Genomic DNA, 13439 nt, shown 5'->3' on the forward strand with positions numbered 1-13439 from the left:
CCATCGCTGCCGCGCGCATCCCCCTGCGAAAAGGCTCAGCCGTCGACCGGCGCCGTGACCGTGCCGGTCGCCGGCTGCACCGCGGTGTCGATCGCCGGCGTCGTCATGATCGCCGGCGCCGGGGCATATTTGGCGTCCCACGCCGCGACGTCGGCCTGATACCGGGCATAGGCCTCATAGAAATCGACGAAGGGCTGGTCGAGCCGCGCGAGCAGCGTCCCCGCCTGTTCGACGACCTGCGCGCTGGGGGAGGTCGAGACGAGCTGCGCGACCTCGTTGGCGCGCGGGCAGAAATCGCGCTGCGCCGGGGGCTGCGCGAAATAGTTGAAAAGCTGCGTCGACAGCTTGTCGCGCGCCGAGATGCCGTTGGTCTTCGTTTCCTTGCCGAGCTCGCTGATCACCGTCTTTTCGGTCGAACGGATCACCTTGGCATGCGTCTTGATGATGTTGTTGTAGGCCGAGACCAGCGTCGCTTCCTCGAGCCCGCGGCACCCGATCGCGGCGACGTTGAGCCCGATCTTGAGCTGCCAGAAGGCGCGGTCGCCGCTGAGGTTGCTGTTCGCGGTGACGAAGCGGCCGTCGAGCGCGCGGCCCGGCAGGATCTGGGTCAGCGAGGCGCTGCCCGGCGGCAGCGGACGCGGCGGCACCACGATCACCACCGGCGGCGGTGGCGGCGGCGGGGGCGGTGGCGGCGGCGGCTTCGGGGCGCAGGCGGCGACGCTCGCCAGCAGCCCGGCTACGATGATCTTGCGCGACAATTTCATGACCTTCTCCCCAACCGCACCTGCGATGCGGCGTCAACCCCGAGTTTGCAAGGCCGCTTCGGCCTGCCGTGCCAGCGACGCGATAATCTCTGCGACGCTCTCTTCGCCTGTTACCATGCCGACAGATTGCCCTGCCATTAACGAGCCGTTTTCGACGTCGCCGTCGATCACCGCGCGGCGCAGCGCGCCCGCCCAGTAATGCTCGATCTCGAGCTGGGCGGCGGCCATGTCGACCGTCCCGGCGTCGAGCAGGTTCGCGACCTCGCGCTGCTTGGCGGTGAAGGCTTCGGTCCCGGCGTTCTTGAGCGCGCGGACCGGGATCACCGGCAGGCGCGGGTCGATCTGCACGCTGGCGATCGCGTCGCGCGCCGAGGCGCGGATGAAGGCCTTCTTGAAGGCCGGGTGCGCGATGCTTTCGGTCGCGCAGACGAAGCGCGTGCCGAGCTGGACGCCCGAAGCCCCCATTTCCAGATAGCCGGCGATCGCCTCGCCGCGGCCGATGCCGCCCGCGACGAAGATCGGCACCTCGCCCGCCAGTTCGGGCAATATCTCCTGCGCGAGGACGCTGGTCGAGACGGGGCCGATATGGCCGCCCGCCTCCATCCCCTCGATCACCAGCGCATCGACGCCCGAGCGGACCAGCTTCTTTCCCAGCGCCAGCGTCGGCGTGAAGCAGATGACCTTCGCGCCCGATGCCTTGATCGCCTCGAGGCTGCCCTTCGGCGGCAGGCCCCCCGCCAGCACGACATGCCCGACGCCGTGGCTGGTGCACACGGCGATCAGATCGAAAAGCTGCGGGTGCATGGTGATCAGGTTGACGCCGAAGCCGCGCTTCGCGAGCGCCTTGGTCGCCGCGATCTCCGCATCGAGCAGTTCGGGAGTCATCGCGCCGCAGGCGATGACGCCGAAACCGCCGGCATTGCTGATCGCGCTGACCAGGTGACGCTCCGAAACCCAGCTCATCGCGCCGCAGAGGATGGCGTAATCGCTGCCGAGAAGTTCGGTGCCGCGTGCCATCAGTTCGTTCAATTTGCTCATCGCAAGCGCCTTTGCCAGCAGCGGGGCCCGCGTGCAATTGGATTGCGCCCGCGATGGCGGCATTTGCCTGCGGATATCAATCATGGCCGGTCCGTCGTCAGGCGCTGTGCGGTTCTGTTTCACGCAAAGGCGCAAAGGCGCGAAAAAAATCTTACACAAAGACACCAAGAGGGCGTGTCTGCCGCAAATGGCGACTGCCGCAGCAGGCGGTGTTTCTAAAAGGAGAAAACCGCTTCGCGGTGGGAACGCGACGGGGCAGAGCAAGCCGCCCTCTTGGTGTCTTTTTGTGAGATTTTTCTCCCTTCACACCCATAAACCCACGTCTTCGCGCCTTTGCGTGAAATCAACCGGCACCGCCCTTTCAGGCGAGCGCCGGGCCATGGATGCAGCATGACGAGACGAGAGGGTGGGGGTGCCGTCAGGCGCCGGGATCCGTTCGGCGTGGCAATTCGTCCTTTCGCCGCAGAAAGCAAATCAATCATTGTCAACCAAAACAGTTGGCATATGCTTGGCCTCGAATCAGATCAGGGAAAGGGAAATTATGTCTGCTTCATCCGACAAGGCCCCGGGCCAGCGCGAACCGGTGCCCCGCGCGATCCAGACGGTGCTCGACGCGCTCGAAAAGCTGCGCTTCGGCGCGATCCAGCTCACCGTCCACGAAGGGCGGCTGGTGCAGGTCGATGTGACCGAACGGCACCGCTACCCCAACTGATCCAAGCTCCCGACCGGGGGATATTCTCCCACGACTGCCGCAGACCGGACCACCGGATGTGGCAATTTTCTTGCAACAGGAAATTGCCATGACTGCCCGATATTCTTCCGTCCGCCGGACCTTTCCGGCATCCTATTGGACCCTTGCCCTTGCCCTGCTGTTCGCGGCAGAGCCCGCCGCCGCACAGGAGGCCGGCGATGCGCCCCGGCCCGATGCGGCCCTCGATGCGGCCCCCAATGCCCAAGGCAGCGGCAGCTATGGCGGCGACATCGTCGTCACCGCGCGCCGCCGCGCCGAAACCGCGCAGGACGTGCCGATCGCCATTTCGGTCGTCGGCGGCGACCAGATCGACAACACCGGCAGCTTCAACGTCGGGCGGCTCCAGCAACTGGCGCCGACGCTGCAATTCTATTCGTCGAACCCGCGCAATACCGCGGTCAACATCCGCGGCATCGGCGCGCCTTTCGGCCTGACCAACGACGGGATCGAGCAGGGGGTCGGCATCTATGTCGACGACGTCTATTATTCGCGCGTCGCTTCCGCGACCTTCGACTTCCTCGACGTCGCGCAGATCGAGGTGCTGCGCGGGCCGCAAGGCACGCTCTATGGCAAGAACACCACCGCCGGCGCGATCAACATCACGACCAACCAGCCGACCTTCGATTTCGAGGGCAAGGCCGAGATCAGCATCGGCAATCTGAATTTCAAGCAGGCGAAGGCCGCCATCTCGGGCCCGCTCACCGACCATCTCGCGGCGCGCATCGCGCTTTCTTCGACCAGCCGCCGCGGTACCATCTATAACGTCACCACCGACCGCTGGGTCCAGAGCCAGGACAATATCGGCATTCGCGGCCAATTGCTGTGGCAGCCGAATGATGATCTCAGCGTCACCCTGTCGGGCGACTGGAGCAAGCAGGATGCGGTATGCTGCGCCTCGGTATTCGTCCGCACCGGCGCGACGCAGCGCCCACTGAACCGCCAATATGCCGCGCTGGCCGCGGCGCAGGGCTATACCGTGCCGAGCACCAATCCCTATGACCGGCTGACCGACCTCGACGCCAGCCTCAACGCCGGGAACGAGATCGGCGGTGTCGCGCTGCGCGTCAAATGGGACGTGGGCCCCGGCACGCTGACCTCGGTCACCGCGTGGCGCTATTGGGATTGGCAGCCCGAGAACGATCGCGACTTCACCGGCCTGCCGATCGTCACCAAGTCGCAGAACCCGTCGCAGCAGAACCAGTATACGCAGGAATTGCGCTATAATTATACCGGCGACCGCTTCGACTTCGTGCTCGGCGGCTTCTACTATTACCAGCGCATCGACACGCAGGGGACCGAACAGCACGGCCCGGCGTCGAGCCGCTGGACGCTCAATCCAGGAAGCGATTCGACGCTCTTCGATCCGCTGGTGACCGGTTGCGGCCCGAGTGCGTCGAACCAGCTTGCTTGCACCCCGTCGGTGCTCGACGGGCTGACCGCGATCAATACCCAGTTCCTGAAAAATACCAGCGCCGCGCTGTTCGTGAAGGCGAGCTGGAAGATCAGCGACCAGTTCACGATCCAGCCCGGCGTCCGGCTGAACTACGACAAGAAGGAGGGCTTTTATCAGCGGCGCGTCTTCGCGGGCGACGGGACGCCGGTCGTTTTCGGGCCGACCGACGCGGTCACGCTCGCGCGGCTCGGCGTGTTCGCGCCGCAGGAATATGCGCCCGAGTTCAGCGACTGGAACTTCAGCTATGACCTGACCGCGACATACAAGGCGACGCGCGACCTGCTCTTCTATGCGACCTATGCCAAGACGTTCAAATCGGGCGGGATCAACCAGAATGGCGTGCCGAACGATGCGAACAACAATCCGCTGCTCGGCGCCGCGACGGTGAAGCCGGAGTCGGTCAATCACTATGAGGTCGGCATCAAGACGGAGTTCTGGGATCGCCGCGCGACCTTCAACCTCACCGCCTTCCGCACCGACATCAAGAATTTTCAGGCCAATGTGAACAACGGCCAGTTCGGCGTGCTGCGCGGCTATCTTGCCAATGCGGGGAAGGTGCGGACGCAGGGCGTCGAGGGCGATTTCTCGATCCGTCCGAGCGAACGCTTCCGGGCCTATGTCAACGGCGCCTATACGGACGCCAAATATGTGAAATTCGTCGATGCGCCGTGCGCGCCTGAACAGTCGGGTGGGACGACCAGTCCGCCGAACTGCGATGTTTCGGGCCAGCGGCTGCCGGGGGTTTCGAAATGGGCCTTTTCCTTCGGGGCCGAGGTCAATGCGGAGTCGAAGCTCGTCGACCAGGATGGGCAGTTCTATTTCGGCTATGACGGCAGCTATCGGTCGGACTGGTCGTCGAACCCGACGCCGTCGGCCTATACCTGGGTCAAGGGCTATTCGCTGTCGAACTTCCGCGCCGGGTTCCGGACGGAGAGCGGCTTCGACCTCTTCGCCTGGGTCCGCAACGCCTTCGATCAGAATTATATCGACCAGCTCAGCGTCGGGCCGGGCAATACGGGCCTGATTACCGGCCTGCCCGGCGACCCGCGCACATGGGGCGGAACGATCAAGGCGCGTTTCTGACCGGCGCAGCAAAAAGGGGCCGTCCCGGCTGGGGCGGCCCCTTTTTCATGCAGTCTTGTCAGCGCTGCTGCGGTTCGCGATTCTGCTGATCGCGGCGCGGCTGTTCGCCCTGCTGGCGGTTCTGACCGCCCTGCTGCTGCTGCTGTTGCTGCTCGCGACCCTGATCGCGGCCTCCCTTCTGGGGGTTCTGACCCTGCTGGTTCGGGTTGGCCATTTTCAGTCTCCTGCAAAATGCCGCAGGCATACCGTCATGCTGCGGCGAACAGGAAACTCGCGGGACCGGTCCAATGTTCCCCGTCTGCGACGGACCGATGGGGATGCGTCGACAGGTCGCGGGAGAGACTGTTATTCGGCATCGAGCCCGTAGGCGGTGTGCAGCACGCGTACCGCGAGTTCGGTCTCGTCCTCGTCGATCAGCACGCTGACCTTGATCTCGCTGGTCGAGATGGCCTGGATGTTGATGCCACGGTCCGCGAGCGCGCGGAACATCGTGCTCGCGACGCCGGCATGGCTCTTCATCCCGACGCCAACGACGCTGATCTTCGCGACCTTGTCGTCCGACAGGATACGATTGAAGCCGATCTTGTCCTTCGCGGCCTCCAGCAGGTCGATCGAGCGGATGAGGTCGGTTTCGGGCACGGTGAAGGTCACGTCGGTCTCGCCCTTGTCGCGGCCGACATTCTGGATGATCATGTCGACGTTGATCCCCGCCGCGGCCAGCGGGCCGAAGATGCTGGCGACCGCGCCCGGGCGGTCGGGCACGCGGGTGACGATGATCTTCGCCTCATTCTTGGCCAGAGCGATGCCGGTGATGAGCTGCCGTTCCATGTGGAGTTCCTCTATTTCCTGATCGCTGACGATCATCGTGCCCCGCTTCGGCGCCTCGTCGCCCTCGACGAAGCTGGAGAGCACCTGCACGCGCACGCCTTCCTTCATCGCGAGCCCGACCGAGCGGGTCTGGAGCACCTTGGCGCCGACGCTCGCCAGTTCGAGCATTTCCTCATAGGTCACATAATCGAGCTTGCGGGCGCGCGCGACGATGCGCGGATCGGTGGTGTAGACGCCGTCGACGTCGGTATAGATGTCGCAGCGGTCCGCCTTTACTGCCGCCGCGACCGCGACCGCGCTGGTGTCCGACCCGCCGCGGCCGAGCGTCGCGATGCGGCCGTCCTCCATCAGGCCCTGAAAGCCCGGGATCACCGCCACTTCGCCGCGCGCCATCGCCGCAGACAGCGCGCCGGTCTCGATCTCGTGGATGCGGGCGCGGGCGTGGACCTCTTCGGTGCGGATCGGCAATTGCCAGCCGAGCCAGCTTCGCGCCGGCGTGCCCATCGCCTGCAGGGTCAGCGCGAGCAGGCCCGACGTCACCTGTTCGCCCGATGCGACGACGACGTCATATTCGGCGGGGTCGTAGCGCGGGTTCGCCTCGCGGCAGAAATTGACGAGCCGATCGGTCTCGCCCGCCATCGCGGAGACGACCACGGCGACCTCGTTGCCCTGGGCCACTTCGCGCGCGACGAGTTTCGCGACGGTGCGAATCCGCTCGGTGCCCGCCATCGACGTGCCTCCGAATTTCATCACGATCCGCGCCATCTCGTCCTGCCTTCCGCAACTGGTATCGCCTGCAACTTTTCCGTGGAATCCTGCGGGCGCGCCGCTGTTAGGCAAGGGGAGGGGCTATGGCAAGGCGGCGAGCGGGCGGCGGGGATATATTTTCTTGGCCGCGGGCAATCGCAGGCGTTCCGATGCCGCGTCGACCGTGGCCGGACGGCAATTTTCTTGCGTCGCCGGGGCAGGAGTGCCACATCGCTGGGCATGAACGCCGCGACGATCGATCCGCAGGAAGCCGCCCATTTCGGGGCGCTCGCCGCCGACTGGTGGGACCCGCGCGGGTCCTCGGCGATGCTCCATCGCCTGAACCCGGTACGCCTCGCCTATATCCGGGAGCAGATCGACGCGCACTGGCACGCCGACAGCCGCGAGCGCCGTCCGCTTGCCGGCAGGTCCGCGCTCGACGTCGGCTGCGGCGCCGGGCTACTCGCCGAGCCGCTGGCGCGCATGGGCGCGGCGGTGACGGGCGTCGACGCGGCGCCCGAGAATATCGGCGCGGCGCGCGCGCATGCGGCGGGGCAGGGGCTGGCGATCGCCTATCACGCGGGCGAACTGGCCGCGCTGCCGCCCGCGACCTTCGACCTCGTCACCTCGATGGAGGTGGTCGAGCATGTCGCCGACCCGGCCGCCTTCGTCGCCGAACTGGCGGCGCGGCTCGCGCCGGGCGGGCTGATGATCCTGTCGACGCCGAACCGCACGACGCTGTCGAAGCTGCTGCTCGTCGAGGCGGCCGAGCGGGTCGGCGCGGTGCCGCGCGGCACCCACGACTGGGATCGCTTCCTGCGGCCCGACGAGCTGACCGGCCTGATCGAGGGGGCGGGGCTGGAGGTGGTCGACCGCACTGGCCTGTCGCCGTCGCCGGCGCGGGGGTTCAAGCTCGGCGGCAGCGAGGCGCTCAACTATCTGCTGACGGCGCGGCGCCGGGGGTAGATGGGACGGGCCCGCATTCCGTGGCGCGTCAAAAGTCCACGTCTTCGTAGTATTTCGGCGGGGTAACGATCTCCATCCGCTCGGCGAGCAGCGGGCGGAAGCTGGGGCGCGACTTGAGCCCCGAATACCAGCCCTTGGTCTGCTCGTGCCCGGTCCAATCGATACCGCCCAGATAGTCGGCGACCGAGATGTGCGCGGCGGCGGCGAGGTCGGCGAGGCTCATCGTCGCGCCGGCGAGCCAGGTGCGGTGGTCGATCAGATAATCGACATAGTCGAGGTGGTTGTTCGCCGCCTTCATCGCCTCGCGCAGCGCGCCGCCGTCGGGGGGCTGGCGGTGGACGATGCGCTTCTGCATCCGCTCGAACAGTAGCGGGCCCGTCACCTCGTAGAAGAAATCCTGGTCGAACCACGCGACCAGGCGGCGGATCTCGGCACGCTGCGCGGCGGTGCCGTTGATCATCGCCTTGCCCTCGACCGTCTCCTCGAAATATTCGGCGATCGCGTTGCTGTCGATCAGCACCTGCCCGCGACCCTCGTCGACCATCACCGGGGTGCGGCCGGCGGGATTGAGGTCGATGAACTCGTCGCGCCGCTCCCACGGCGACTCGCGCAGCAATTCATAGCCGACCCCTTTTTCGCCCAGCAAAAGCCTGATCTTGCGGGAGAAGGGACAAAGCGGGAATTGATAGAGCTGCCACATGGCTTCGACATAGCGGCTGCGGGGCGCAACGGCTATGGCGGTTTTCAGCGTCGCGCGGCGTCGCGTTCGCGTTCCCATTGGGCGGCAAGGTCGCGCGCCATGTCCTTGAGGACCGGGGCATAGGCCGCCAGCGCCGAGGCCGCGTGGCCGGCCATGCGCGCGCCGGCGCGAACGTCGTCGCCCATCCGCTCGGCATAATAGGGATCGTCCTTGCCCGCGACCTCGCCCAGCGTCGCGTCGGGCGGGATGTAGGCGGCGTCGGATTCGGGGTCGATCTGCGCCACGGCCTGCGCGAGCGGGCCGACGTTGAGCTGCATCAGCGCCCCGATCAGCGCCGTCACCGTGTCGGCCATGCGATCCTGGAGCAGGGGGTCGTTCAGCGCCGCGACGGCGCCGCGCGTATCATGTTCGCCCGCCGCCGCAGGCAGCGGCGCCGCGAGCGCGAGCGCGAGCAGGGGGAGGGCAGCGATGGTCCAGCGCATGGCGTCGTCCTTTCGACCGGAAATCGAAGCGCGGATCATAGGCGCGAGTCGCTTTCGCTGCGCTGAACGCGGCATGCCGTCCATGCCGCGTCCGCGTCATTCCGCCGCTTCGACCGCGATATCGGAGTCGCTCAGCGGGTGGGCGAGGCGGGCGACCATCTCCTTCGGACAGACCTGCCAGAACTGCGCGCGGCGGCGGTCCCAGTCGGACAGGATTTCGGCCGACCAGCGGCTGCCCGTCGCCGCGGCATGCTCGGCGATCAGCGTCTTCAGCACGCCTTCCCAATGCGCGCTGTCGAGCCGCTGCCACTGGATCGATTCGCCGTTCGCATGGCGTTCGAAGCTGCCGTCCTCGTCGAGGACGAAAGCCATGCCGCCGGTCATGCCGGCGCCGAAGTTCGAGCCGACGGGGCCGAGGATCACCGCGGTGCCGCCGGTCATATATTCGCAGCCGTTCGCGCCGCAGCCCTCGATCACGACGCGCGCGCCCGAGTTGCGCACCGCGAAGCGCTCGCCCGCCTGCCCCGCGGCGAGCAGCGTGCCCGCGGTCGCGCCATAGAGGACGGTGTTGCCGACGATGCTGTTGTGCTGGCTGACCAGCGGGCTCGACACGGTCGGGCGCACGACGATGCGGCCGCCCGACAAGCCCTTGCCGACATAGTCGTTGGCGTCGCCGAACACCTCGAGCGTGATGCCGCTGCACAGAAAGGCGCCGAGCGACTGGCCCGCGGTGCCGCGCAGACGCACCTGGACATGGTCGTCGGCCAGCCCGTTCATCCCGAACCGCGCGGTGATCTCCGCCGACAGCCGGGTGCCGACGGCGCGGTGCGTGTTGCGGACATTGTAGGTGAGCTGCATCCGCTCGCCGCGCTCGAACAGCGGCTTCGCGTCGCTCAGTATCTGCGCGTCGAGGCTGTCGGGCACCGGGTTGCGGAAGTTCGGACCCTGCGACCGGCGTTCCTCGTCGGGCGCGTCGACCTTGGCCAGCAGCGGGTTGAGGTCGAGATCGTCGAGATGCTCGGCGCCGCGGCTGACCTGACGCAGCAGTTCGGTGCGCCCGATCACCTCGTCGAGGCTGCGGCAGCCGAGTCTGGCGAGGATCTCGCGCACCTCCTCGGCGATGAAGGTCATCAGATTGATGACCTTTTCGGGGCTGCCGCCGAATTTGGCGCGCAGCTTTTCGTCCTGGGTGCAGATGCCGACCGGGCAGGTGTTCGAATGGCACTGGCGCACCATGATGCAGCCCATCGCGACGAGGCTGAGCGTCCCGATGCCGAACTCCTCGGCGCCGAGGATCGCCGCGATCACGATGTCGCGGCCGGTCTTGAGCCCGCCGTCGGTGCGCAGGCGGATACGATGGCGCAGCCCGTTGAGGGTCAGCACCTGATTGACCTCCGACAGCCCCATTTCCCACGGGGTGCCGGCATATTTGATGCTGGTCTGCGGACTGGCGCCGGTACCGCCGGTGTTGCCCGAGACGAGAATGACGTCGGCGTGCGCCTTGGCGACGCCCGCCGCGACGGTGCCGATGCCCGCGGAGCTGACGAGCTTCACGCAGACGCGCGCGCGCGGGTTGATCTGCTTGAGGTCGTAGATGAGCTGCGCGAGGTCCTCGATCGAATAGATGTCGTGGTGCGGCGGCGGGGATATGAGCATCACGCCCGGTGTCGAATGGCGCAGCCGCGCGATGAACTCGGTGACCTTGAAGCCCGGAAGCTGTCCGCCCTCGCCGGGCTTGGCGCCCTGCGCGACCTTGATCTCTATCTCGTCGCAGGCGCCCAGATATTCGGCGGTGACGCCGAAACGGCCGCTGGCGATCTGCTTGATGTTGCTGTTGGCATTGTCGCCGTTCGGATAGGGATGATAGCGCGCGCTGTCCTCGCCGCCTTCGCCCGACACCGCCTTCGCGCCGATGCGGTTCATCGCGATCGCCAGCGTCTCGTGCGCCTCCGGCGACAGCGCGCCGAGCGACATGCCGGGGGTGACGAAGCGCTTGCGAATCTCGGTGATCGCCTCGACGCTGTCGAGCGGGACGCCCTGCTGCGGAAAGTTGAATTCGAGCAGGTCGCGCAGATAGACGGGCGGCAGATCGTCGACCCCGCGCGAGAATTGCAGATAGGTCGAATAGCTGTCGGTCGCGACCGCGGTCTGGAGCAGGTGCATGAGCTGCGCCGAATAGGCGTGCGCCTCGCCCCCCGCGCGCTGGCGGTAGAAACCGCCGACGGGCAGCGCGATGACACGATTGTCGAACGCCGCCTCGTGCTTGTCGGTCGCGTTGATGAACAGCGACTGATAGCCTTCGCCCGAAATCTTTGCCGGCATGCCGGGGAAGAGATCGTTGACGAGCGCGCGCGACAGGCCGACCGCCTCGAAATTATAGCCGCCGCGATAGCTGGAGATCACCGCGATCCCCATCTTCGCCATGATCTTGAGCAGCCCGTCGTTGATCGCCTTGCGGAAGCGGGCGCGGCAGTCGTCGAGCGACAGGTCGCCGAACAGGCCGCGCGCGTGGCGGTCGGCGATGCTCGCCTCGGCCAGATAGGCGTGGACGGTGGTTGCGCCGACGCCGACCAGCACCGCGAAGGCGTGGGTGTCGAGCACCTCGGCCGAGCGGATGTTGATCGAGGCATAGCTGCGCAGCCCCTTGCGGACCAGGTGAGTGTGGACCGCGGCGGCGGCGAGCACCATCGCGACGCCGACGCGGTCGGGGCCGATGGCCTGGTCGGTCAGGAACAGCTCGCTGCGCCCGGCGCGCACCGCGTCCTCCGCCTCGCGGCGGATGCGCGCGATCGCGTCGCGCAGCGCCGAGGCGTCGTCGCCGGCGGCGAAGGTGCAGTCGATGTCGGCGACCGCGTCGCCGAAATAGGCGCGCAGCCGATCCCAGTCGTCGCCGACGAGCACCGGTGAATCGATGACGAGGACGTGCGCGCTCTGCCCCTTTTCGTCGAGGATGTTGCCGAGGTTGGAGAAGCGGGTGTTGAGGCTCATCACATGCCGTTCGCGCAGGGAGTCGATCGGCGGGTTGGTGACCTGGCTGAAATTCTGGCGAAAGAATTGCGCGACGTGGCGCGGCTTGTCCGAGATGACCGCGAGCGGCGTGTCGTCGCCCATCGATCCGATCGCTTCCTTGGCATCCTCGACCATCGGCGACAGGATCAGTTCCATGTCCTCCATCGTCAGGCCCGCCGCGACCTGGCGGCGCAGCAGTTCGGCGCGGTCCCACGCGGGAAGGCTGGCCTTGCCGCCCTTCGGCAGGTCGGCCATGGTACGGAAGCCCTTGACGCGCGAGGCATAGTCCTGCGCGCCGGCGATGCGGTCCTTGATCGCGCGATCCTCGTAAAGCGTTCCTTCGTCGAGGTCGACCGCGATCATCTGGCCGGGGCCGAGGCGGCCCTTCTTGCGGATGCTCGCCTCCGGCAGCAGCACCATGCCGCTTTCCGATCCGACGACGAGCAGATTGTCGGCGGTCAGCGTGTAGCGCAGCGGGCGCAGCGCGTTGCGGTCCATCCCCGCCACCGCCCAGCGGCCGTCGGTCATCGCCAGCGCGGCGGGGCCGTCCCACGGCTCGGTGACGCTGGCGAGATAGGCGTACATCGCCTTGTGCGCGTCGGGGATATCGTCGTCGTGCCCCCATGCCTCGGGAACGAGGATCAGCTTCGCGGTCGGCGCGTCGCGGCCGGCGCGGCACAGCGTCTCGAACACCGCGTCGAGCGCCGCGGTGTCGCTGGCGCCCGCGGGGATCACCGGCTTGATGTCCTCCGAATGCTCGCCGAAGGCGAGGCTCGCCATCTTGATCTCGTGGCTCTTCATCCAGTTGCGGTTGCCGCGGATCGTGTTGATCTCGCCGTTATGGGCGAGGCAGCGGAAGGGCTGGGCCAGCCACCATTGCGGGAAGGTGTTGGTCGAATAGCGCTGGTGGAAGATCGCGACCCGGCTTTCGAACAGGCGGTTGGTCAGGTCGGGATAGAAATCGGCCAGGCTCTCGGCCAGGAACAGCCCCTTGTAGATGATCGAGCGACCCGACAGGGAGCAGATATAGAAATCGTGGATCTGCGCCGCGATCACCTTCTTCTCGATCCGGCGGCGGACGAGATAGAGCTGCTTTTCGAATTCGGCGAGCGACTGTTCCTCGGGCAGCGGACCGGCGATCATGATCTGCTCGATCTCCGGGCGCGTGCGCTGCGCCTTGTCGCCGATCACCGACACGTCGACGGGCACCTGCCGCCAGCCGTAGATGGTGTAGCCCGCATCGATGATCTCCGCCTCGACGATCGTCCGGCACGCTTCCTGCGCGCCCAGGTCGGTGCGCGGCAGGAAGACCATGCCGACGGCGAGGCGGTTCGGGCGCACCTTGTGCCCCGACGCCGCGATCGCATCGTCGAAGAAGCGTTCGGGCAGGTCGACATGGATGCCCGCCCCGTCCCCCGTCTTGCCGTCGGCATCGACCGCGCCGCGGTGCCACACCGCGCGCAGCGCCTCGATCGCCGCATCGACGACGCGGCGCGACGGCTTGCCGTCGGTCGCGGCGACCAGCCCGACGCCGCAGGCATCGGATTCGAGGTCGGGGCGATACATGCCGGTTTCGGCGAGCCGCGCATGGTCGGGGGTGGGGTAATGGGTCATGTCT

At 67.0% G+C, this 13439-nt stretch carries 11 protein-coding genes; 4 read left to right on the top strand and 7 right to left on the bottom strand.

Going from position 1 to position 13439, the window contains the following annotated elements; translation table 11 throughout:
- Nucleotides 1-35: 35 nt before the first annotated feature.
- Complete coding sequence (locus tag AC2S9W_RS08995; RefSeq protein WP_076074645.1) at nt 36-764, bottom strand: hypothetical protein; 729 nt, start codon at nt 762-764, stop codon at nt 36-38.
- 33 nt (nt 765-797) lie between these two features.
- The gene (locus AC2S9W_RS09000) at nt 798-1802 is read right to left on the bottom strand and encodes an NAD(P)H-dependent flavin oxidoreductase (protein ID WP_076074647.1); all 1005 of its coding nucleotides are present in this window, start codon (nt 1800-1802) and stop codon (nt 798-800) included.
- A gap of 53 nt (nt 1803-1855) precedes the next feature.
- On the opposite strand from AC2S9W_RS09000, the gene AC2S9W_RS09005 reads away from it, so the two are divergent.
- The 3 genes from AC2S9W_RS09005 to AC2S9W_RS09015 all read left to right on the top strand — a co-directional run bounded on the left by AC2S9W_RS09005 (nt 1856) and on the right by AC2S9W_RS09015 (nt 5089).
- Nucleotides 1856-2092 (top strand): hypothetical protein, encoded by a 237-nt coding sequence (locus AC2S9W_RS09005; protein WP_486571960.1) that lies wholly within the window; start codon nt 1856-1858, stop codon nt 2090-2092.
- A 251-nt stretch (nt 2093-2343) separates the two neighbouring features.
- Entirely contained in the window at nt 2344-2514 is a 171-nt protein-coding gene (locus tag AC2S9W_RS09010) for a YezD family protein (protein WP_082796943.1), read from the top strand.
- Nucleotides 2515-2602: 88 nt separating this feature from the next.
- Nucleotides 2603-5089 (top strand): TonB-dependent receptor, encoded by a 2487-nt coding sequence (locus tag AC2S9W_RS09015; protein WP_076074650.1) that lies wholly within the window; start codon nt 2603-2605, stop codon nt 5087-5089.
- A 58-nt stretch (nt 5090-5147) separates the two neighbouring features.
- Here AC2S9W_RS09015 and AC2S9W_RS09020 read toward each other — a convergent pair whose 3' ends face one another.
- A complete protein-coding gene (locus AC2S9W_RS09020) occupies nt 5148-5303 on the bottom strand; it encodes a hypothetical protein (RefSeq protein WP_199775064.1) in 156 nt (51 codons plus the stop codon).
- A 131-nt stretch (nt 5304-5434) separates the two neighbouring features.
- Nucleotides 5435-6682 carry an aspartate kinase gene (locus AC2S9W_RS09025; RefSeq protein ID WP_104959461.1) on the bottom strand — a complete coding sequence of 416 codons (1248 nt, stop codon included), beginning with the start codon at nt 6680-6682 and terminating at the stop codon, nt 5435-5437.
- Nucleotides 6683-6904: 222 nt separating this feature from the next.
- Here AC2S9W_RS09025 and ubiG point away from each other — a divergent pair, with 222 nt between their 5' ends.
- Nucleotides 6905-7630 (top strand): bifunctional 2-polyprenyl-6-hydroxyphenol methylase/3-demethylubiquinol 3-O-methyltransferase UbiG, encoded by a 726-nt coding sequence (gene ubiG, locus AC2S9W_RS09030; RefSeq protein ID WP_104959462.1) that lies wholly within the window; start codon nt 6905-6907, stop codon nt 7628-7630.
- Nucleotides 7631-7658: 28 nt separating this feature from the next.
- On the opposite strand, the gene AC2S9W_RS09035 is transcribed toward ubiG, so the two are convergent.
- The 3 genes from AC2S9W_RS09035 to gltB all read right to left on the bottom strand — a co-directional run bounded on the left by AC2S9W_RS09035 (nt 7659) and on the right by gltB (nt 13435).
- Nucleotides 7659-8330 (bottom strand): glutathione S-transferase family protein, encoded by a 672-nt coding sequence (locus AC2S9W_RS09035; protein WP_067105932.1) that lies wholly within the window; start codon nt 8328-8330, stop codon nt 7659-7661.
- Nucleotides 8331-8374: 44 nt separating this feature from the next.
- Nucleotides 8375-8812: a hypothetical protein gene (locus tag AC2S9W_RS09040; protein ID WP_067105934.1), complete on the bottom strand. Its 438-nt coding sequence runs from the start codon at nt 8810-8812 to the stop codon at nt 8375-8377.
- Nucleotides 8813-8908: 96 nt separating this feature from the next.
- On the bottom strand, nt 8909-13435 hold the full coding sequence (gene gltB, locus AC2S9W_RS09045; protein ID WP_067105874.1) for a glutamate synthase large subunit: 4527 nt from the start codon (nt 13433-13435) through the stop codon (nt 8909-8911).
- Between the last annotated feature and the right edge of the window lie 4 nt (nt 13436-13439).

The sequence above is a fragment of the Sphingopyxis sp. 550B genome (genome assembly GCF_057401805.1).